Here is a 21,900-nt window from a genome sequence, read left to right as displayed (position 1 = left end):
TGGCACCCGCGCCCGCCGCCGCCGCGGCGCGCGGCGCGGCGGCCTTGCGGTTGCGCCGGGCGAGCCGCCGCCGTGACCACCAGCGGCCGCCCGGCGAGCTGTGCAGCACGGAGCCGAGCACGGTGCTGCCCGCGCCGCTGATCAGCTGCCTTACCCGGTCCAGGTCGGCGCGGTGCACCGCGTGCGGGTCGGCGACGACCAGGACGCCGTCGATGCGGTCGGCCAGCGCCAGCGCGTCCGCGTACGTCAGGACCGCCGGGGCCAGGACGACGACGGCCGACCCCGGCTCGTCGGCCTCCGCGAACAGCCGCCCGGCAGCGGCCGAGGTGAGCGCGCGGGCCACATTGCGCACCCGGCGTCCCGGCACGAGGTCGAAGGAGCCGGACTCGCCCGCGTCGACGGGCACCTGGATGCCGGCCGGCCAGCCGCCCTCGCTGAGCTGCGGGGAGCGCGCCCAGCCGGGCCGGGAGCCGTCCGCCGCGCGCAGCCGCGCCGACAGTCCGGGGGTGCGCAGGTCGGCCTCGACCAGCAGGACGTCCATGCCCATCTCGGCGAAGGACGCGGCCAGGTTGACCGCCACCGCGGCGGCCGTGTCCCCGGTGCCGCGCGGGGCGACCACCAGCAGCCGCCGCCGGTCGGCGAAGCGCTGGTCGTAGGCGAGCCGGAAGGCGACGGAGCGGTACTCCTCGGCCAGGCGCGGGTCGGCGTGGTCGACGGCGAGCAGCGGGCCGCTCCTGGTGCGCGGCAGCGTGCCCAGCACGGGCGCGCGCAGCGCCCGCACCACGTCGCCCTCGGAACGCGCGGTGGGGTCGAAGACCAGCCGTACCCAGGCGGCGAGCAGGCCGACGGCGACGCCGACGAGCGCGCCGAGCCCGAGCATCATCGCCAGTCCGGGGCCGGAGGGCGCGTCCGGCGGGGTCGCGACGCGGTTCCAGCTGCCGGGGGTGGTGTCCAGTGACTGCAACTCGGTGATGCGGCTGCTGAGTTCGGAGATACGGCCGACGAGCGTGGCCTGCACGGTGGTGGCCGCGTCCAGGGTGGGTCCCTCGCCGAGGCCGGCGATCTGGGCGTCGAGCTCCTTGCGCTGCTTGACGACCGGGTCGAGCTGCTTCTGCAGGCCGTGCACGGTGTTCTTGATGGTGTTCTCGGTGCTCTCCTTGCGCGCGTCCATGAAGGCCGTGGCCAGGGCGTTGGCGCGGCGGGCCGCCTCGTCCGCGTCGGTCCAGGTGTACGCGAAGCGCAGCACCACGGTGTTGGGCGGGTTGGTGACCTGCAGGTCGGACTGGAGCTCGGGCACCGCCCGCGAGGACAGCCCGAGCCGCTTGGCGGCGCGCTTGGCGATCTCGTTGCTCATCGCGGTCTGCCGCTCCGAGCCGATGTTGATCGACTTGTCGGGCGAGGACGCACCCGCGGCGAACGGGTCGGTCGTGGCGGCGCGCAGCACCACCTCGCTGGTGGCCACGTAGCTGTCGCTGCCGGTCAGCGCCAGGTAGCCGCCGCCCAGCAGGCCGAGCAGCACACCCGCCACGAGCAGCGCGCGGTAGCGGATGAGCTGCCGGAACTGGTCCCGGAGGAGATCGGGTTCGTCCTGTGCCTCGGACATCTGCGAACCGTGCGGTTGATCACTCACGTGCGTGGAACCCCCCATGCGTCCGACCCCACAGGATCGGCACCTCGCGTCGTTGTGTCCAGTGCCTCGGCGAGCAGCGCGCTCATCCGTGACAGTCCCGCTTCGCGGCTGAGATGAGCCGCCACGTACGCCGGGCCGCGGGCGCCCAGTTCGTCGGCTGCCTCCGGGTCCTGGGCCAGTGCCCGGACCGCCTTCATGAACGCCTCCGGGTCCTCCGGCGCCACCAGCAGCCCGGCCTCGGAGCGCACCACCTCCTGGGCGGTGCCCCCCTCGGCGGCGACGGAGGCGATGACCGGGCGACCGGAGGCGAAGTACGAGGTGAGCTTGGAGGGGATGCTCATGTCCAGCACCGAGGCGCGCTGCGTGACCGCCAGCACGTCGGCGGCGGCCAGCACGTCGGGGAACTCCGCGTCCCCGGCGGGCGGGGCGAACTCCAGGTTCGGCACGTCCGCGGCCAGCAGTCGCAGGTGTTCGCGCTGGTTGCCGTCGCCCATGAGCACGATCCGCACCGACGGGTCACGGCGGGCCGCCTCCACCAGCACGTCCAGGCCCTGCTTGAGCCCCATGTTGCCGGAGTGCAGCACCACCGTCCGCTCCGGGGCCCAGCCCAGCCGGGCCCGGGTCTCCTCGCGCGGGCGCGAAGGACGGGCCACGTGCGACCAGTTGGGCACCAGGCGGATGCGGCCGCGGTCGATGCCCATCGCGGCGACCTTGTCGACGAAGGTCTCGTGGATGACGCCGACCAGCGTCGCCCGCTTCAGCGCGTACGCCTCCGCCGCTCCCGCGACGGCCGCCGCCCGGTCCCCGCCGCGGATGCCGCTCTGCGCCGCCGCCGCACCCATGAGGTCCTGCACCACGGGTATGTACGGCACCTTGTGCCGGGCCGCGACCCGGGCGCCGATCACACCGCCCGCCAGGCTCGGCATCTGCGCCACCACCGCGTCGGGACGGATCCGCGGTGCCGCCACCAGGCCGTGCGCCAGGACCGACGCCTCGAACAGGCCGCGCCGCAGCGCGGTCTGACGCGGCGGCACGGTGTGCCGGCGCCGGTGCACCGTGACGCCCGCGCGGTGCTCCTCGGCACGCCACACCCCGCGGTAGGCCGGGTCGAGCCGCCACGACGGGTAGTGCGGCATCCCGGCGAGCACATGGACCTCGGCCCCGCCGCCGTCGGGCGCCGCCCAGTGCTCGGCGATCTGCGTGGCGTACGGGCCGATACCCGCGTGCTCGGGCGCGTAGTTGGTGGAGACCAGCAGCAGAGTGCGGCCCTGGAACTCGGGCACGGACGGACCCCTTCCCCCCAGAAGTGACCAGATGCTCACCTTAACCGTTCACCAGAGAAACATGCCGCCTTCACGCTAATGTCTGAGACTCCGCAACTCGCGAGAAGGTTGTGTTCCTGTGGGGGGGATTGACAACATGTCGCACCGAGTGGGCTACGCTCCCGGCGTCTACGACCTGTTCCACGTCGGGCATCTGAACATCCTGCGGCACGCCCGCAGTCAGTGCGACTACCTCGTCGCCGGGGTGGTCTCCGACGAGATGGCCGCCCTCGCCAAGGGGCGCACCCCGGTCGTGCCGCTCATCGAGCGCCTGGAGATCGTCCGCAGCGTGCGCTTCGTGGACGCCGCCTTCGTCGAGACCGTTCCCGACAAGCTGGAGACCTGGCAGCAGGTCCGCTTCGATGTCATCTTCAAGGGCGACGACTGGCGCGGCACCGACAAGGGGCTGCGGCTGGAACGGGACTTCGCCACCGTCGGCGTCGAGGTCGTCTACTTCCCGTACACCGTGCACACCTCCAGCACGCAACTGCGCCGCGCCCTGGACGCGCTGACCACGCCCGCCGCCGGGGCCTCCGCGCAGTAGGCGGTGCGCGGCCGGCGGTCAGCGCAGCAGCCTGCGCGGGTCCGAGCGCAGGGTGGTCACCAGCGCGAAGCAGATCAGCGCCACGCCGATGCGGCCCGAGGCCTGCAGCAGCGGGCCGCGCAGCAGGATGAAGGAGTACCCGGCGATCAGCGGGATGACGATCGCCATGACATTGCCGGGGCGCCGGTCGACGGCGGTCCGCCGGGCATAGAGGCGGTCGCCGCGCGCGGACAGGTAGCCCAGGCCCAGGAAGCCCGCGACGACGCCCCCGGCGCCGAAGTCGATCCACAGCTCCGCCCACATGGGGGAGGAGAGGTTGACGTTCTTCATGCCCATCCACTGGCCGATCATGACGCCGGTGTCGCGCGGTTTGCCCGGCCACACCGAGCGCGGCACGAAGAAGAACACGGAACCCGCGATCTGCCGCCCGTAGAAGTGGCCGGGTCCGCTGTCGGCGAAGGTGACGGTGTTGGCGAACATGCCCACCTGGTCGTAGTCCTTGACGGCGAGCGGTTCGAAGACCGACGTGGTCTCCACCGGTTTGTAGCCGCCGTCGTCGTACCGGAAGCGGTCGGCGAAGGGGAAGACCACCAGGGCGCCGATGACGCCGAGGGCCAGCGCCGCCCGGTACATCGCGGGGCTTCTCGGGAAGGCCGTGAACAGGAAGGAGAACAGAACCGTCAGGAACCAGTAACGCGGGTTGGAGACCGGGTTGTTCACCACCGCGTTGAGCAGCAGCAGGGCGCCCCAGGTCGCGATGACCAGCGGCCGGCGCCGGGCCCGCCGCGAGGTCACCAGCCAGCGCGTGAAGATCAGCAGGGCCACCAGCGCCGGCACGGTGCCGAAGCCGCGCAGGAAGGCGGAGCCCACATTGGACTCGGCGGAGGCGGCGCCGTCGGCGCGGATGGTGTCGGTGATCGCCTGCCGGCTGCTGAAGAAGACCGCGGGGCCGCCGAGCTTGACGACCAGCAGCGCGCTGCCCGCGAAGGCGACCGCCGCCAGCAGGAACACCCGCTTGCGGTGGAAGGACGCCGAGCGCTCCCGCCGCCGGGCCCGCCGGATGGGGCGGTGCCGCGACAGCAGCGTGCCCACGTCGAACGCGGCGCAGCCGATCAGCACCAGGGCGACCGCCACCAGCAGGTCCGCCCGGGTGCCGACCACCGGCGTGGGCGTCTGGTCCAGGACGTCCTGGGCGAGCGGGGCGACGCCCATCGCCACGTACACGAAGAGCCAGAACGAGCCCTGGATCAGCTTGCGATGGGCGGTCAGCGCCATCACCGCGAGCCGGATGCCCGCATAGCTGGTCAGCACCATCTGCACCCAGAAGACGCTGTCCCGTACGCCCGGCCCCGGCTGCACGGCGACCAGCGCGGGCAGGAACAGTCCCAGACCGAGGATCAGCGGCACCGCCAGTGCCCGGGACAGCAGCGCCCGCGGCGAGACGGCCGGGACCTCAACCTTGCCCGGCGGCAGGCCCGGTGACCGGATTTCGTGCGTCTGAACCGCCATGCAACAGCCCCCCAACGATTCCCCTCGGGCAGTCTATAGATCCGGCTGCCCCGCAACCGTGTACGCCGATAATCTGTGCGGACGGTGCCGGGGAGGGCACGGGTACGGGGGACACAGGGGGGTGCGCCGTGACGGCACGTGATCTGACGGCCTTCACACTGGCCGGGTACGACAAGGGGCGGGGCAAGGTGGTCCAGGCCCTGTGGTTCGCCGTGATGAACACCGTCTTCGCCGCCTGGTTCTGCCCGGCGCGGCTGCGGGTCGCCCTGCTGCGCGCCTTCGGCGCCACGATCGGCGAGGGCGTGCTCGTGCGCCACCGGGTGCGGGTGCTGTGGCCCTGGAAACTGACGGTCGGCGACCACACCTGGATCGGCGAGGGCGCCTGGCTGCTCAACCTGGAGCCCATCACCCTCGGCGCCCATGTCTGCGTCTCGCAGGAGGCGCTGCTCTGCACCGGCAGCCACGACCACCGCGCGGTGGACTTCCGCTACCGCAACGCGCCCATCACCGTCGAGGACGGCGCCTGGGTCGCCGCCCGCGCCGTCGTGCTCGCCGGGGTGACCGTCGGCCGGCACGCGGTCGTCGCCGCCGGCACCGTGCTCGCCAGGGACCTGCCCGAGCTCACCCTGCACGCGGCCGACGGCACGCGCCCGCTCAAGGAGCCGCAACGGTGAAGGTCCTGCACGTCGTCACCCTGCACACGCCCACCAACGCCTTCGGCGGTCCCACCCGGGTCGCCCTCAACCTGGCCGCGGGCCTGCGCGGCCGCGGCGTCGACGCCGAACTCGTCACCCTGGGCGACGGGTTCCCGCCGGGGCGGCTGCCGGACGAGGTGGAGGGCGTGCCCGCGCGGGTCTTCCAGGCCCGGCACGTCCTGCCGCGCTTCGAGGTCTCCGGGATCACCTCGCCCTCGCTGCTGGCCGGCGCCCGGCGCCTGGTGCGCTCGGCCGACGTCGTCCACGTCCACCTGATGCGCGACCTGATCACGCTGCCGGTGGCGGTGGCGGCGCTCCAGTGCGGCCGGCCGCTGGTGCTGCAGACCCACGGCATGATCGACCCCAGCGACAAGCCGCTCGCCAAGGTGCTGGACGCCCTCGCCACCAAGCGCCTGCTGCGCCGCGCGGACGCCGTCCTGCACCTCACCGAGTGGGAGCGCGGCGACCTGGAGGCCGTCGCCGGCCCCGGCGGACCGGCCCGTCCCGTACGGCTGCCCAACGGCACCGCGCTGCACCAGCCGCGCACCCGCAGCGGCCCGCCGACCGTCCTCTACCTGGCGCGGTTCCAGACCCGCAAGCGTCCGCGCGACTTCGCCGCCGCGATTCCGGAGGTGCTGGGGCGGTACCCCGACGCGCGCTTCGTCCTGGCCGGACCCGACTCGGGCGAGCTGGCCGGCACCCTGGAGGCCGTCCGCGAGCTCGGCGTGACGGACGCGGTGCGGCACGTCGGGCCGCTCAGCCACGCCGAGGCGCTGGAGGCCTTCCGCGCCGCCGACGTCTACGTCCTGCCCTCCGTGGACGAGCCGTTCGCGATGTCGCTTCTGGAGTCGATGTCGGTGGGCACGCCCGTCGTCGTTCGGGAGTCCAACGGCCTCGCCCCCGACATCGATCGGGCCGGCGCAGGCCGTGTCGTGCACCGCCCCGGCGACGTCGGCGCGGCGGTCCTGGACCTGCTCCGGCCGGAGGCCAACCAGGCGGCCTCGCAGGCCGCCTGGCGCCTCATCAGGGACGAACTGTCGCTGGACGCCGTGCTCGACACCCTCCAGGAGGTGTACGAGACGGCTATGAAGGCGCCCGCTCGCGCGTCTTCAGCCCGATCTGCCAGCGGTAGAAACTGAGCGCCAGCGCGTAGTCGAACCCGGCGCGGCCGTCGAGGAAGCCCCGTCGGGCGACGTAGGTGTAGCCGAAGAAGAGCAGCGGCTTGAACGGCACCTTCTGGAACAGCCGACCCTGCCGGGTCTTCAGCCCGCGCACCTGCTCCTTGGCGCCCGGGTGGTGCTCCAGCCACGCCTCCCAGTCGGAGTAGCGGTTGTGCCGGTCGAACCAGGTGCGCACCGGGTCCAGGTCGCGGTGCTCGATGCGCCCCCGCAGCCGCCCGACCGGGCCGTCCGCCGTCGGCTGGTAGTGGCCCTCCTGCTCGCCCATGCCGGGCGCGGCCAGGTCGTCGACCTCGGGGTAGGAGACCCGGGTGCGGTCCAGCAGCGAGCGCTTGACCACGGTGTGGCCGCGCCGCAGCGGGCGTCCGGCGAACCAGTACAGCAGCGGGATGTCGAAGGCGGCCGCCGTGACCGGCCGGGCGAAGAGCTCCCGCAGCTCGGCGATGAGCTCCGGCGTCGGCACCTCGTCGCCGTCCAGGAAGAGCAGCCAGGGCACGTCCGGGTACACGTTCTCCAGGCACCACTGCTTCTTCTTCGGGTAGCCGCCGTCCCAGGTGTACGGGACGACCTCGGCGCCGTGCGCCACGGCGATCGCCTGCGTGTCGTCGGTGCTGCCGGAGTCGACGACCACGACCGCCTCGAAGTGGCCGGCGACCGCGTCGACGGTCGTGGCGATGTTCTCGGCCTCGTTCTTGGTGGGGATCGCCACCACCACGGGCAGCCTGCTGACGAGTTCGGTCATCGGTCCTCCTTCGCCCACGCGAAGCAGCCGCGGGAGCCGAAGGTCCTGGCGGCGGCGGTGACGGTGACCTTGCGGGCGGTGCCGGACTTCGTCCCCACCGTCCACGTGCAGTCCTTGGTGGGGGTCAGGGCGCGGTAGGTGCCGGGCGTGATGACGCTGCCCGCCTTCGCCTTGGCGCCGACGGTGTAGGAGCCGTCGGCGAAGCCGGTCTCGGCGGCCCGCAGGATGTCCTCCTGCTTCGGGCACAGATGGGTGACCGCGCCGTTGGCGCCGCCGATCTGGCCGGTGATGATGCCGCCGATGGCGGCGTCCCGGTCGATCCGGGCGACCGAGGCGATGCGGTCGCAGGTCTCCTGGCCGAGCTGGAGCACGGCCGCCGGATCGGTGCCCTTGGGAACCCGGCCGGTCAGATAGGCCTTCTCCTTCTTGGTGAAGGAGCCGGTGACCGGGGTCAGTTCGCCCTGGGGGACCTTGGGCCCGCTGGGGACGGCGTCGGAGGCGGGGTCCGCCGGCGCGGAGGGCGCGGAGGTGGCACCGGCGGACCCGGTGGACGCCGTGGCGGGTGCGGTCGCGGCGGGGGCGGATCCGCCCCGCGCGGCGTCCTTCGTGCCGGAGCCGCCGGACCCGCCGGGGCCGTCCGAACCGCTGGAGCAGCCGGTGAGCAGCACCGCCGCCGCCGTCACGAGGACGGCGGCGGCGAGGCGGACCCGGCGGTGCGTACGGGTCATCCGTTCGTCCCCAGGGAGTAGTGAAGGGCGATCTGCGCGGGCGACAGGACGCTCGGGTAGATCGCGGTCTCGTCGAGGGAGCCGGCGAAGTAGTTGCTGGTCGGGCGGCTGGTCCAGCCCGACAGATTGTCCCCGCCGACGTGCCAGTAGCCGGTGTAGTCGGTGCCCCCGGTGGTGAACGGACTGGATGCCTGCAGCGCGCCGTCGACGAACAGCCGCATCCCCGTCGAGCCCTGCGTGGCGACGACGTGGTGCCACTGGCCGTCGTTGTAGGCCGCGGAGGTGGTGACGGTGCGGTTGCTGCCGCTGCGCACACCGAAGATCAGCCGGCCCGCGTTGGTCATGTAGACGTGCTTGTCCGTGGTGGCGCTGATCTCGGAGGTCCGGTCGCCGAAGCCGACGAGCTTCCCGCCGGCGGTGGTCGTCGTTCTGAACCAGGTCTCGATGCTGTACGAGGACGGCCGGCTGTGCTTGGCGTCGCTGTACGACCACTGCGTCGTGCCGTTGTACGTCACGGCCGTACTGGCCGAACCGGTCAGCGCGCCCGGGCTGACGCCGCGGGTCGGGCCGCCGACGTGGTTGCCGCCGTCGTCCGCCGGGGAGTTGTCGGCGACGAAGGTGTTGGCGGTCTCGTTGTAGCGCCAGTACAGCGTCGCGCCGTCGGCGAGGACCTGGGTCGGGTAGGCCTCGGGTACGGTCGCCGCGGTCACCGTCTGGGTCGGGGACTTGACGGTGGTGTTGGTGCCGTCGCTCGCGGTCACGCGGTAGGTGTACGTGGCGCCCGCGGTCACGTCGGTGTCGGTCCAGGTGAACTGCGGGCGGACCCACGGGAGCGACGACGCGGTCGTGGTGTACACCGGCGTCGCGCCGCCGTTCTTGTACACGCGGTAGGTCAGCGAGCTGTCGTCGAGGTCCAGGCTGGTCTGCACGCGCACCGCGACCGAACCCGGCGTCACGCTGGAGACGCTGACGTTCGGCGTCGTCGGGACCCCCGTGTCGGGACCGGAGGCGAAGCGGGTCAGGCCCTGCTGGGCCACCCCGTTGACCGTGGTGAACTCACCGCCCACCCACAGGTAGTCGGTGCCGCCGGAGGAGGCCAGGCTCATGGCGCGCGGGCCGATGCCCTCGCCCAGGCCGTCGTTGGTGTCGGGGAACCAGCCCAGCTTCGCCGGGTTGTCGACGCCCTGCGCGAGCAGGTGCTTGCGCCGCTGGTTGGGGTACTCGTTCATGGTGCTGCAGTCGTGCGCGTGCGAGCCGCTGTACAGCACGGTCTTGTAGACCTCGACCGACTGGGTGGCTCCCAGGCAGGTGTCCCGCCAGCGCTGGTTGAGGTCGCTGAGGTTGATCGCGATACGGCCGTCGAACACGCCGCCGCCGGTGCCCTCGTTGCCGGTGTAGAAGCCGGTCGCGTCGGTGGCGATGTCCTTGACGACCGAGGTCGACGGGATGAAGGAGGAGCCGTAGCCCTTGACCACCGCGCCGGTGCCGGCGTCCACGACGGCCAGCGCGTGCGAGGCGGTCCCGTTGACCCGGTCGAAGTCGCCGCCCAGGATCGCCTTGCTCCCGTCCGGGGTGAGCGCGAGCGCGCGGCCGGGCGCGTCGCCGTCGGCGGTGAAGGGGGTGACGGCGCCGGAGGTGCTCACGGCCGCGAAGTCGCTGCGGGGCTGGCCGCCGACGGAGGAGAAGTCGCCGCCCAGGTAGACGGTGTCGCCGCTGACGGCCAGGGCGCGCACGGTGGCGTTGACCGACACCCCGAACCCGGACTTCACGGCGCAGGTCGCGATGTCGATCGCGGCCAGGCTGCTCACCGGCGTCCCGTTGACCGCCCCGAAGAAGCCGCCCGCGTACAGGGTCGTGCCGTCCGGCGAGACGGCCAGCGCCCTGACGGTCGCGGTACCCGAGCCGACGGTGAAGGACAGCTTGCAGTCCGTCGGCGCGCCGGTCGCCGCGTCGAAGGCGGCGAAGTTGACCGCCTCCTGCTCACCGGCGCCCCCCGCCGCCTCCCCCGACGGCCGCACCGACGAGAAGGTGCCGCCCGCGAAGACGGTCCCGTTCGCCTGTGCCATCGCGAAGACGATGCCGTTGGTCTGCCAGGTCGGCAGGTTGTCGGCGGTGATCGCCACCGGCGCGGTCAGCGCGCCGGCCGGCTGCGGTGCCACCGCGCCGGCCGCCAGCGAGCCCGCCGCCACGGTCAAGGCGGCGGATATGGATCTGAGCTTGCGCTTTCTCATGTGCCCCCCAAAGGCCCCCAGAGCCCGGGCGCCCCCTGCGGTGCCCGTGCACCGCAGGGTAGGGCGTGGCATACGTCCGATGGACGTGCTTTGAAGAAAAAGTGAGCACTAAGGTGCGCCGAACGTCAGAACGAGTTCCGGGTGGTTCCCGGTGCCCGCGGCCTCGCTCGACCACAGCCACAAGGCGTCCGTGCCCGCGCCGGTGAGCGCGAGGTCGTAGGAGCCGCCCAGCGCCCCGCTCGGCCCCGAGGGACTCAGCGCCGCCGTGTACGTGGTCTGGGAGGCGGTCGCGCCGCTCAGCGTGCCCAGCACGGTGGAGGACAGGGCCGGGCGGTTGCCGTACGTCGCGCCGGTCTCGGTCCAGGCCCCGGTGACCGGGACGACGTTCTGGCTGTCGGCGGAGCCCGCGGTGGGGTCGGAGTTGGTGCGCACCCGCAGCGTCGCGGACTTCAGCACCGTGCCGGCGGGCGCGGACGGCAGTGCGAAGCGCAGGTAGGTGACGTACGCCGAGCCGCCGCGCACGGCCAGCGACCCGGAGGTGCCGTAATTGGTGGAGGGCGCCCCGGCGTTGACGTAGGTGTCGGCGTCGGCTGCCACGGTGACCTGGGTGTCCTGCGGCGGCGGTGTGCCGCCGCCACCGGTGCCCAGGGCGTGGTGCTCGGCGACTTGGGCGGCGGTCAGCACGAGCGGGTACACGGCGGTCTCGTCCAGCTGTCCGGCGAAGAAGTTGCTCGCCGGCTGCTCGGGCCAGCCGCTGAGGTTGTCGCCGCCGATCCGCCAGTAGCCCGCGTAGTCCTGGCTGGTGGTGGTCGTGCCGCTGCCCGCCGGGGCCCCGTCGACGTACAGCCGCATGCCGCCGCCGCCCTGGGTGGCCACCACGTGGTGCCAGGCGCCGTCGTTGTAGGCGGCGGTGGTGGTGACCGTGCGGGTGCCGCCGTTGTAGACGCCGAAGACCAGCCGGCCGTTGTTGGTCATGTAGAGGTGCTTGTCGTAGCTGGCGCTGAGGTTGTCGTCCACGTTCCGGTCGCCGAAGCCGATCAGCTTGCCGCCGGAGGTGGTCGTGGTCCGGAACCAGGTCTCGATGCTGTACGCGGCCGGGCGCGGGTGCCGGGCGTCGCTGTAGGCGTAGTCGTTGGTCCCGTTGAAGCCCATGGCCGTGCCGCCGCCGGGCACCGCGCCCGGGGCCTGCCGGTACAGCGGGCCGTTGAGGTAGACCGCGTTGTCGTCGCCCGGCGAGGAGTCGGCGCCGAACTGGCCGGAGGCCTCCTCGTAGCGCCAGTACAGCGTCGCGCCGTCGGCGACCACCCGCGCCGGGTAGGCCTGCGTGCCGCCTGCCGCCGTCACCGACTGAGCGGCGGACTGGGCGCTGGTGTTCGTGCCGTCGCTCGCGCTGACCCGGTAGGAGTACGTGGTGCCCGGGGTGACCGAGGTGTCGGTGAAGGTGAGCTGCGGGCGCGACCAGGGCAGCGAGGGGCCGGTCGTGGTGTACACCGGAGTGCTCGACCCGTTGCGGTAGACGCGGTACGTCAGCGGCCCGTCGTCCAGGTCCAGGCCGGACCGCCAGCGCACCGCGACCTCGCCGGCCCGCACGCTGGAGACGTTCACCTCGGGCACGCTCGGCGCCCCGGTGTCGGGGCCGGAGGCGAAGCGGGTCAGACCCTGCTGGGCCGCCCCGGCGACGGTGGTGAACTCGCCGCCCACCCACAGGTAGTCGGTGCCGCCGGATGAGGCCACCGTCATCACCCGCGGCCCCAGGCCCTCGCCGATGCCGTCGTTGGTGTCGGGGAACCAGGGCAGCAGCGTCGGGTCGTCCACCGACTCGGCCAGCAGGTGCTTGCGCCGCTGGTTGGGGTACTCGCCCATGCTGCTGCAGTCGTGCGCGTGCGAGCCGCTGTAGAGCACCGTGCGGTACACGACGACGGACTGGGTGGCGCCCAGGCAGTTGTCCCGCCAGCGCTGCCCGAAGTCGGTGGTGTTCAGGGCGATGCGGCCGTCGAAGACCCCGCCGCCGGTGCCCTCGTTGGCGGTGAAGACCGCCGTGGCGTCGGCGGTGAGGTCCTTGACCACCGACGTGGGCGGTATGAAGCCCACCGGGTAGGCCCGGGTCAGGGCGCCGCCCGCGGTGTCGACCACGGCCAGCGCGTGCGAGCCGGTGCCGCCGACGGTGTCGAAGTCGCCGCCGATGACGGCGTGCGCGCCGTCCGGGGTGAGCTGGATCGCCCGGCCGGGCTTGTCGGCGTCCGGGTTCCAGGCGCGCAGCGCCCCGGCTGCGGACAGGGCGGCGAAACGCGGTCGGGACTGGCCGGCGACGGAGGTGAAGTCGCCGCCCGCGTAGACCGTGTCCCCGGTGACCGCCAGCGCCCGCACCGTCGCCGAGAACGTCGGCCGGAAGGAGGCGACCGGGGTGCAGGTGGCGATGTCGATCGCGGCCAGGCTGCTGACGGTGACGCCGTTGACGGCGTTGAACCAGCCGCCCGCGTAGAGCGTCCGCCCGTCCGGCGAGACCTCCAGGGCGCGCACGGTCGCGGTGCCCGAGCCGATGGTGAAGGAGAGCCGGCAGCCGGTGGGCGCGCCGGTCGCCGCGTCGAACGCGGCGAAGTTGACGGCGGGCTGCGTGGTCGTGCCCGCGCCGGAGGAGCGGATGACGGAGAACGTGCCGCCGGCGAAGACGGTGCCACCCTGCTGGGCCATCGCCCACACCACGCCGTTGGTCTGCCAGGTGGGCAGCGGGTCGGCGGTCATCGCGACCGGCGCTGTGAGGGCCGCGGCGGGCGGCGCGGTCGCGACCGCCGCCCCGGCGAGCGACGCCGCCGTCAGTGCGAGCGCGGCCGACAGCGTTCTCGCCGTTCTCGCCGTTCTCGCCGCGCTGGTCGTGCTGGTCGTTTCGGCAGTTCCCGCAGTGCGCATGAGCCCCCCAGCCCTCGCGACCCCCGGCGGCGCAGAAACGAACCGCCTGGCACGGCAGCGTACGCCGTGACAGGCGGCCCGGAGGAGACCCCGACGCGTACTTTCCGCCGGGGTCTCCGGAATGCCCTGCTAGGACCCGAAGGTGAGCACCAGCTTCGGGGTGTTCGCGGAGGACGGCGCCTGACGCGACCACAGCCACAGCGCGTCGGTCCCGGTGCTGGTCACCGCCATGCCGTACGAGCCGCCGAGCGACCCGCTGAGCTGTGCGGCGTCCAGCGGCACCGTGTAGGCCGTGGAGACGGCCGTGGCACCGGTCAGGCTGCCGAGCACCGTCGGGGACAGCGCGGGACGGCTGGTGTACGTGGTGCCGGTCTCCGTCCACGTCCCGGTCACCGGCACCACGTTGGCGGTGTCGTTGGTGCCGGCCGTGGGGTCGCTGCTGGTGGTCAGCCGCAGGACCGCGCTCTTCAGGGTCTGGCCGGCCGGGGCCGACGGCAGGCTGAAGCGCAGGTAGGTCAGGTACGCCGAGCTGCCGCGCACGGCGAGCGACCCGGAGGTGCCGTAGTTGGTGGACGGCGCCCCGGCGTTGACGTACGTGTCCTCGGCCGCGGTCAGCGTGGTCACCGTGTCGGCGGGCGCGCTGGCCAGGTCGTAGTGGTGCGCGACCTGGGCGGCGGTGAGCGCCGCCGGGTAGACCGCCGTCTCGTCGATCTGCCCGTTGAAGTAGTTGCTGGACGGTTGCAGGGGCCAGCCGTTGAGGTTGTCCCCGCCCGCGCGCCAGTAACCGGTGTAGTTCTCGTTACTGGTCTGCGGGTTGGTGCCGGTCAGGGCGCCGTCGACGTAGAGCTTCATGCCGCCGCCGTCCTGGGTGGCCACCACGTGGTGCCAGGTGCCGTCGTTGTAGGACGTGCTGCTGGTGATGGTGTTGGTGGCACCGGTGTAGACGCCGAAGACCAGCCGGCCGTCGTTGGTCATGTAGACGTGCTTGTCGTACTGACCGCTGGTGCCGGTCGTCGAGTTGCCGAAGCCGACGATCTTGCCGCCCGCCGTCGTGGTGGTCCTGAACCAGGTCTCCACGCTGAAGGTGGCCGGCCGGCCGTGGCTGCGGTCGCTGTAGACCCACTGGTTGGAGCCGTTGAAGCCGATCGCGGTGCTGGGCCCGGTCACCGCGGCCGGGGTCTGCCGGTAGGACGGCCCGCCGACGTAGTCGCCGTTGTCGTCCGTGCTGGAGGCGTCGGCGGCGTAGGTGCCGCCCGCCTCGTCGTAGCGCCAGTACAGGGTGGCGCCGTCGTCCAGCACCGCCGCCGCGTAGCTGTTGCTGCCCGATGCCACGGTCACCGTGGCGGTGGAGGACAGCGGGCTGGTGTTGGTGCCGTCGCTCGCGGACACCCGGTAGCTGTGCACCGATCCGGGGGTGAGCCCGGTGTCGGTGAAGCTCAGCTGCGGACGCACCCACGGCAGGGAGGTGCCGGTGGTCGTGTACACGGGGGTGGCGCCCCCGTCCCGGTAGACCTTGTACGTCAGCACGCTGTCGTCGTTGTCCAGGCTCGCCTGCCAGGTCACCTTGGCCTTGCCGGCCGACAGGCTGGCCGCGCCGGCCTCCGGCGTGGTCGGGTTGCCGGTGTCCGGGCCGGACGCGAAGCGGGTCAGGCCCTGCTGCGGGCTGCCGTCGACGGTGGTGAACTCGCCGCCGACCCACAGGTAGTCGGTGCTGTTCTTCGACGAGACGGCCATCACGCGCGGGCCGATGCCCTCGCCCAGCCCGTCATTGGTGTCGGGGAACCAGCCGAGCAGGTGCGGGTCGTTGACGGGCTCGGCCAGCAGGTGCTTGCGCCGCTGGTCGGGGTACTCGCCCATGCTGCTGCAGTCGTGCGCGTGCGAGCCGCTGTAGAGGACGGACTGGTAGACCTCGACCGACTGGGTGGCTCCCAGGCAGTTGTCCCGCCAGCGCTGGCCGAAGTCGCTCAGCTCGAAGGCGGTCCGGCCGTCGAAGACCCCGCCGCCGGTGCCCTCGTTGCCCGTGTAGAGGCCGGTGGCGTCGACGGTGATGTCCTTGACGACCGAGGTCGCGGGGAAGAACCCCACCGGGTACGCCTTCGTCAGCGCTCCGGTGGCGGAGTCCACCACGGCCAGGGCGTGCGAGTCGGCGCCCCCGATGGTGTCGAAGTCGCCGCCGATCATGACGTTCGCGCCGTCCGGGGTGACCTGCACCGCCCGCCCGGGCTCGTCGCCGGTCGGGTTCCACGCGGTCAGGGACCCCGAGGAGGTCAGCGCCGCGAAGTAGCGGCGGGACTGGCCGGCGACGGAGGTGAAGTCGCCGCCCGCGTAGACGGTGTCCGCGGTCGCGTCCAGCGCCCGGACGGTCGCGGAGACCGCCGGGTGGAAGGAGGCGATCGGGGTGCAGGTGGCGGTGTCGATGGCGGCCAGGCTGTTGACCTGGACACCGTTGACGGCGCTGAAGTACCCGCCCGCGTAGAGCGTCCCGCCGTCCGGCGAGACCGCCAGCGCGCGCACGGTGGCCGTGCTGCCCGCGCCGATGGTGAACGACAGCCGGCAACCGGTCGGTGCCCCGGTCGCGGTGTCGAAGGCGGCGAAGTTCACCGCCGGCTGCTCGTTGCTGCCCGCCCCGGAGCCCGGCGGGCGGACGGTGGAGAAGGTGCCGCCCGCGTAGACGACGCCCTGTGCCTGGGCCATCGCCCAGACGATGCCGTTGGTCTGCCAGGTCGGCAGATCGTCGGCGGTCATGGCCACCGGCGCGGTGAGCGCGGTGGCGGCGGGTGCCACCGCCGCGCCCGCCCCGGCCAGTGCGCCCGCCACCAGCGCACCGGCGGCCGTTATTGCCCCAAGTCTTCGCATGTGCCCCCCAAGGCCCACTCGTGCACAAGCGGCCCAATCGCCCGCCTGTGGACGGCAGCGTAGGGGTATGTGAACAGGGCCGGTAGAAAGTTTGACGAATTTGTGTTCACTGAATACCCGACCGGACGTCATCTGCCGGACGCCTCCGGCGGGTCGGGGTCCGCCGGGTCGCCGGCGGAGCCGCCGGGATCCCGGCGGCCGCGTCAGCGGTCGATGCGTACCGTCGCGCCCGCGAGCTGCTGCTCGACCTGTTCGCAGTCGGCGTCGACCATGATCCGGGCCAGCTCGTCCACCCGTACCGAGGGCTTCCAGCCGAGCAGTTCCTCGGCCTTGCTCGCGTCACCGATGAGGGCGTCCACCTCGCTCGGGCGCTCGTACTTGGGGTCGTAGCGGACGTACTCGGCCGCGTCGAGGCCGGCGTGCGCGAAGGAGGTCTCCAGGAACTGCCGCACGGTGGCCGCCTCCCCGGTGGCCACCACGTAGTCGTCCGGGGTGTCGCGCTGCAGCATCAGCCACATCGCCTCGACGTACTCGGGGGCGTAGCCCCAGTCCCGGACCGCGTCGAGGTTGCCCAGGTAGAGCCGGTCCTGCAGCCCCGCCTTGATGCGGGCGACGGCGCGGGTGATCTTGCGCGTCACGAAGGTCTCGCCGCGGCGCGGGGACTCGTGGTTGAAGAGGATGCCGTTGACCGCGAACATGTCGTACGCCTCGCGGTAGTTGACGGTCGCCCAGTAGCCGTACACCTTGGCGCAGCCGTACGGGCTGCGCGGGTGGAAGGGGGTCCGCTCGTTCTGCGGCGGCGGGGTCGCGCCGAACATCTCGGACGAGGAGGCCTGGTAGACGCGGGTGTCGACGCCGCTGGCCCGCACCGCCTCCAGCAGCCGGATCGAGCCGAGGCCCGTGACGTCGCCGGTGTAGAGCGGGGCGTCGAACGAGACGCGGACGTGGGACTGCGCGCCCAGGTTGTAGACCTCGTCGGGGCGCAGGTCGCGCAGCAGGTTGACCAGGGCCACGCCGTCGGAGAGATCGGCGTGATGGAGCGTGAAGGAACGATTCGCCTCCTGCGGCCCCTGGTAGATGTGGTCGATCCGTTCGGTGTTAAAGCTGGACGACCGTCTGACGAGGCCGTGCACCGTGTATCCCTTGCTCAGCAGCAGCTCCGCGAGATAGGAGCCGTCCTGGCCGGTGACACCCGTGATCAGGGCGCTCTTGCCCATGCGCTGTCCCCCCTGGGGTCGGATATGTTTCCTTTGCGTACTGATGTTTGGATTCAGCCCCTATGGGGTGACCCGGGCTGGCAGAATCCGCTGTCATGACCCAAGCGAACGCAACCCTGCCGGAGCGTGCCCGGATCTTCGTCGCGGGCCACCGCGGACTGGTCGGATCGGCGCTGGTGCGCCGGCTGGAGGCCGACGGGCACGAGGTGATCACCCGCGGCCGCGACCAGCTCGACCTGCGGGACGCGGCGAGCACCGAGGCGTTCCTGACCGGGGCACGCCCGGACGCGGTGGTGCTGGCCGCCGCCAAGGTGGGCGGCATCATGGCCAACAGCACCTACCCGGTGCAGTTCCTGGAGGACAACCTGCGGATCCAGCTGAGCGTGATCGCCGGCTCCCACGCCGCCGGCGTGGGGCGGCTGCTCTTCCTCGGCTCGTCCTGCATCTACCCCAAGCACGCGCCCCAGCCGATCCGCGAGGACGCGCTGCTCACCGGCCCGCTGGAGCCGACGAACGAGGCCTACGCACTGGCCAAGATCGCGGGCATCGTCCAAGTCCAGTCCTACCGGCGGCAGTACGGCGCGTCCTTCGTCTCCGCCATGCCGACCAACCTCTACGGGCCCGGCGACAACTTCGACCTGACGTCCTCGCACGTGCTGCCGGCCCTGATCCGCCGCTTCCACGAGGCCCGCCGGGCCGGGGTCCCCGAGGTGGTCCTGTGGGGCTCCGGCACACCGCGCCGTGAGTTCCTGCACGTGGACGACCTCGCCGCCGCCTGCGCCCTCCTGCTGCGCTCCTACGACGGAGACGAGCCGGTCAACGTCGGCTGCGGCAGCGACCTCACCATCCGCGAACTCGCCGAGACCGTACGGGAGGTCGTCGGCTACGCGGGCGACATCGCCTGGGACACCGGCAAGCCCGACGGCACACCGCGCAAGCTGCTCGACGTGTCGCGGCTGACCGGCCTCGGCTGGAAGCCGGAGATCGCCCTGCGGGACGGCATCGCCTCGACGTACGCCTGGTGGCGGGAGCACGGCGCGGACTGACCTCACCCGCGCCGACCGCTCCGCCCCCCGCCCGCCGGGCATCAGTACGCTCCGCGGCCGTCGACGACGGCCCGGAGCGTGCGGGCCATCAGGTCGACGTCGCTGGTGAAGGTCCAGTTGTCCACGTAGCGCAGGTCGAGCTGGAGGGTCTCGTCCCAGGAGAGCTCGGAGCGCCCGCTGACCTGCCACAGGCCGGTCAGGCCCGGCTTCACCGCGAGCCTTCGCAGCTCGACCTCGTCGTAGCGCGCGACCTCATCGGGCAGCGGCGGGCGCGGGCCCACCAGGGACATGTCACCCCGGAGGACGTTGAAGAGCTGGGGCAGTTCGTCCAGCGAGCAGCGGCGCAGGAAACGTCCGACCCGGGTGATCCGGGGGTCGCGGCGCATCTTGAACATCAGGCCGTCGTTCTCGTTGGCGGGCGCCAGTTCCGGCTTGCGGTCGTCGGCGTCGGCCACCATCGTGCGGAACTTCCACATGGTGAAGGGCGCGCAGTCCAGCCCGTGCCGGATCTGCCGGTAGAAGACCGGGCCCTGGGAGCCCAGCCGGATGGCCGCCGCGATGATCCCGAACAGCGGGGAGAGCAGCAGGAGTCCGACCGCCGCCCCGACCCGGTCCAGTGCCGACTTCAGGGTGACCTGCACCCCGCGCCGCACCGGTGGGCTGATGTGCAGGAGCGTGAGCCCGGCGGCGGAGGTGAGCTCCACCCGGCGCTCGGAGACGTCGGTCAGGCCGGGCAGGACGGCCAGCGGCACCCCCGCGTCGTGCACCGCCCACGACAGCCTGCGCAGCCGCTCCCCGGCCATGCGCGGGCCGGGCGCCACCAGCAGCAGGTCCGCGCCGAGTTCGCGGGCGGAGGCCAGGACGGCGCCGGAGTCGCCGCTCGGACGGGCCGGCGGCAGCGATTCCAGCCGGGTGGCGACCGGGGCACCGCACTCCAGGTTCGCGAGGCCGACCGGCACGACGCCGACGACCACGTACTCGTGGTCGGTGCGCGCCGCCAGATGGTCGACCACGTAGTCCGCCGCGCTCGGCTCGCCCACCACGAGCACCCGGCGCACGGCGTGGGCCTCGCGCCGCGAGGCGATCAGGTGATGGTACGTCAGTTTCCGGCAGGCGGCGGTCAGCAGGAGCCCGGGGGTGAGCGCCAGCAGCGCCACCAGGGGCTCGGAGGCCTCGCCCACCACGGTGCGGACCATGGCCAGCACGCCCAGCAGGATCAGCCAGTCGTACAGCACCGAGCGCGCGCTGCGGGACTCGCCCAGCACCCGGGCCGCGTAGCGGTGCCGGCCCGCCAGGACGCACGTCCACGCCAGCGCGGCGGTCCCCGCGCACAGCACGGGATGCGGCTGGCCCGTGGCGTCGAAGACGAGCTCGACGGGTACGCCGACGCCTGCGGCATCCGTGACGAGCGCCGCCGGGAGATACCAGCGCGCCTTGTCGCTCGACCCCGGCGGAGCCGCGACCACGCGGCCCGGCGCGGGAGTTGTATCCGTCTCTTCCGAACTGGGTATACCGACCCGCCGCATGGACCCCCCTGGCACAACGCGACAAAGTGGGCACACCTGCCACTTCCCCAAGCAGCGGTGTGCCGTAGTAAGCCGGAACGCTATGCCAAACAGTTGTACGTTCGCTGCGGTTTACGAAATTTCGGAGGTCCGTTGTCCTGAAGTTCACGTTCGGCTGGATCTGCGCACTCCAGTGAAGCGTCTGCCTTTTTGTGGCTGATTGCGCGTATGTTGCGGCGTGCGGAGATCGACCTGCGGGTTTGCCCGCGACGGGTCCGCATTGTGTACAAACGGCCCTGAATGCGGCGGCGGGGCGCGGAGGGCAATGATTCGGCCACCCGTTCGGCCGTCAGAGTGACGCGCGGACCGCGCGGCGGGGGCCGCCGACGGGACCGGTGGCGCGGAGGGGGCCCTTACCCTTGTCCTTTGTGTCCACTCTGCATGCCGCCCTCGCCGATCTCCTCGACGGGCTCCCGCCGGGCCGCGCCGCCCAGGCCGTCGACCGCCTGATCGCCACGTACCGGGGGCGTACGCCCAGCAGCACGCCGATCCTCCGCGACCGCTCCGACGTGGCGGCCTACGCGTCCTACCGCATGCCCGCGACCTACGCGGCCGTGTGCGCGGCGCTGGCGGAGTTCCGCGACCGGGCGGGCGCGTGGGCGCCGGACAGCCATCTCGACGTGGGCGGCGGCACGGGCGCCGCGACCTGGGCGGTCGCCGACGCCTGGGACGAGGGCACCCACACCAGCACCGTCCTGGACTGGTCGGAGGCCGCCCTCGCACTCGGCCGCGACCTGGCCGGTTCCGCCGGGCACGAGGCCGTACGGCAGGCGCGGTGGCTCAGGGCGCCGCTCGGCACCGGGGCGCGGCTGCCCGAGGCCGACCTGATCACGCTCTCCTATGTCATCGGCGAGCTGCCGGACGCCGACCGCGAGGCCGTCGTCGCCGAAGCCGCGCGGGCCGCGCGCGGCGCGGTGCTCGTCGTCGAGCCCGGCACACCCGACGGCTACGCCCGCGTGCTCGCCGCCCGCGACGCCTTCGTCGCGGCCGGCCTCCACGTGCTCGCGCCCTGCCCGCACGACGAGGTGTGCCCGGTGCAGGCCCCCGACTGGTGCCACTTCGCCGCCCGGGTCGCCCGCACCTCGCTGCACCGCCAGGTCAAGGGCGGCTCGCTGCCCTACGAGGACGAGAAGTTCAGCTACGTCGCCGCGGCGCGCTTCCCCGCCGGGCCCGCGCCGGACCGGGTGGTGCGCCACCCCCAGATCCGCAAGGGGCAGGTGCTGATCGACCTGTGCACGGTGGAGGACGGCCTGCGCCGCACCACGGTCAGCAAACGGCAGGGCTCCTTGTACCGATCGGCCCGCGACGTGGCCTGGGGCGACGCCTGGCCACCCCCGGACCCGGGCGAGTAGCCGGTCCGCGCGGTTCCGGTCGTCGCGTTGCCCAGGGATGCGGCCGGGCGGCCCGTTCCGGCCACGTCCCGCTGGGCCGGGGAGTCGCTTCGCCGGACGTCACGGTGTCCGGCCGGCCCGCGGCGTGCGACCGCCCGCCCCGGGCCCGGTGGCCGCGGCCGTGCCGCGAGGTCTGGCCGGCCCGCACATCACGCCGCAGCTCAGTCCCGCCGTGGCCGCGTTGTGGCCCGGGATGCCGGGCGCCCTTGGGCATGCCGGGTCGTTTCGTCCGCGTCGCGTGGCGGGCTGGGGTGAGGGGCCGGGGGTGCGCGCTCGACAAGCAGGTCCGAGGGGCGGCAGGGCACGCATCGCGGCCGCCCGCCCGGGCCCGGTGGCCGC

Annotated in this window: 15 protein-coding genes; 5 read left to right on the top strand and 10 right to left on the bottom strand. The window is 72.9% G+C overall.

From position 1 onward, the window contains the following. Positions 1–1,603, bottom strand: a 1,603-nt coding sequence (locus tag PV364_RS23840) for a lipopolysaccharide biosynthesis protein (RefSeq protein WP_319662266.1), incomplete at its 3' end; no start/stop codon positions are given. 23 nt (positions 1,604–1,626) lie between these two features. Next, entirely contained in the window at positions 1,627–2,883 is a 1,257-nt protein-coding gene (locus tag PV364_RS23835) for a glycosyltransferase family 4 protein (protein ID WP_319662284.1), read from the bottom strand. 166 nt (positions 2,884–3,049) lie between these two features. Between PV364_RS23835 and PV364_RS23830 the strand changes: the two genes are divergently transcribed. Then, positions 3,050–3,496 carry an adenylyltransferase/cytidyltransferase family protein gene (locus PV364_RS23830; protein ID WP_319662265.1) on the top strand — a complete coding sequence of 149 codons (447 nt, stop codon included), beginning with the start codon at positions 3,050–3,052 and terminating at the stop codon, positions 3,494–3,496. Positions 3,497–3,514: 18 nt separating this feature from the next. Here the strand turns inward: PV364_RS23830 and PV364_RS23825 are convergent, their stop codons facing one another. Then, positions 3,515–5,005 (bottom strand): hypothetical protein, encoded by a 1,491-nt coding sequence (locus PV364_RS23825; RefSeq protein WP_319662264.1) that lies wholly within the window; start codon positions 5,003–5,005, stop codon positions 3,515–3,517. 128 nt (positions 5,006–5,133) lie between these two features. On the opposite strand from PV364_RS23825, the gene PV364_RS23820 reads away from it, so the two are divergent. Beyond that, complete coding sequence (locus tag PV364_RS23820) at positions 5,134–5,679, top strand: WcaF family extracellular polysaccharide biosynthesis acetyltransferase (protein WP_319662263.1); 546 nt, start codon at positions 5,134–5,136, stop codon at positions 5,677–5,679. Further along, positions 5,676–6,839: a glycosyltransferase gene (locus PV364_RS23815; protein WP_319662262.1), complete on the top strand. Its 1,164-nt coding sequence runs from the start codon at positions 5,676–5,678 to the stop codon at positions 6,837–6,839. The genes PV364_RS23820 and PV364_RS23815 overlap by 4 nt, the downstream gene beginning before the upstream one ends. Here the strand turns inward: PV364_RS23815 and PV364_RS23810 are convergent. The 6 genes from PV364_RS23810 to gmd all read right to left on the bottom strand — a co-directional run bounded on the left by PV364_RS23810 (position 6,784) and on the right by gmd (position 17,559). After that, positions 6,784–7,620, bottom strand: a complete 837-nt coding sequence (locus PV364_RS23810) for a glycosyltransferase family 2 protein (RefSeq protein WP_319662261.1) — start codon at positions 7,618–7,620, stop codon at positions 6,784–6,786. The two genes, PV364_RS23815 and PV364_RS23810, sit on opposite strands and share 56 nt — an antisense overlap. Next, the gene (locus tag PV364_RS23805; RefSeq protein ID WP_319662260.1) at positions 7,617–8,348 is read right to left on the bottom strand and encodes a hypothetical protein; all 732 of its coding nucleotides are present in this window, start codon (positions 8,346–8,348) and stop codon (positions 7,617–7,619) included. Before PV364_RS23805 ends, PV364_RS23810 begins: the two co-directional genes overlap by 4 nt. After that, the gene (locus tag PV364_RS23800) at positions 8,345–10,579 is read right to left on the bottom strand and encodes a LamG domain-containing protein (RefSeq protein WP_319662259.1); all 2,235 of its coding nucleotides are present in this window, start codon (positions 10,577–10,579) and stop codon (positions 8,345–8,347) included. Before PV364_RS23800 ends, PV364_RS23805 begins: the two co-directional genes overlap by 4 nt. Positions 10,580–10,687: 108 nt before the next feature. Next, positions 10,688–13,486, bottom strand: a complete 2,799-nt coding sequence (locus PV364_RS23795) for a LamG-like jellyroll fold domain-containing protein (protein WP_319662257.1) — start codon at positions 13,484–13,486, stop codon at positions 10,688–10,690. A gap of 129 nt (positions 13,487–13,615) precedes the next feature. After that, positions 13,616–16,342 (bottom strand): LamG-like jellyroll fold domain-containing protein, encoded by a 2,727-nt coding sequence (locus PV364_RS23790; RefSeq protein WP_319662256.1) that lies wholly within the window; start codon positions 16,340–16,342, stop codon positions 13,616–13,618. Positions 16,343–16,545: 203 nt separating this feature from the next. Continuing rightward, positions 16,546–17,559, bottom strand: a complete 1,014-nt coding sequence (gmd, locus tag PV364_RS23785; protein WP_319662255.1) for a GDP-mannose 4,6-dehydratase — start codon at positions 17,557–17,559, stop codon at positions 16,546–16,548. A gap of 95 nt (positions 17,560–17,654) precedes the next feature. On the opposite strand from gmd, the gene PV364_RS23780 reads away from it, so the two are divergent. Continuing rightward, positions 17,655–18,605: a GDP-L-fucose synthase gene (locus PV364_RS23780; RefSeq protein WP_319662254.1), complete on the top strand. Its 951-nt coding sequence runs from the start codon at positions 17,655–17,657 to the stop codon at positions 18,603–18,605. Positions 18,606–18,646: 41 nt separating this feature from the next. Here PV364_RS23780 and PV364_RS23775 read toward each other — a convergent pair whose 3' ends face one another. Further along, positions 18,647–20,131 (bottom strand): sugar transferase, encoded by a 1,485-nt coding sequence (locus PV364_RS23775; protein ID WP_401977186.1) that lies wholly within the window; start codon positions 20,129–20,131, stop codon positions 18,647–18,649. Between the two features lie 407 nt (positions 20,132–20,538). Here PV364_RS23775 and PV364_RS23770 point away from each other — a divergent pair, with 407 nt between their 5' ends. Beyond that, positions 20,539–21,522, top strand: a complete 984-nt coding sequence (locus PV364_RS23770; protein WP_319662251.1) for a small ribosomal subunit Rsm22 family protein — start codon at positions 20,539–20,541, stop codon at positions 21,520–21,522. The last annotated feature ends 378 nt before the right edge of the window (positions 21,523–21,900 follow it).

This window comes from Streptomyces sp. MI02-7b, assembly GCF_033793585.1.
Taxonomy (GTDB): domain Bacteria; phylum Actinomycetota; class Actinomycetes; order Streptomycetales; family Streptomycetaceae; genus Actinacidiphila.
The sequence above is the reverse complement of the archived record's forward strand: the minus strand, read 5'-3'. Positions and strand labels throughout refer to the sequence as shown.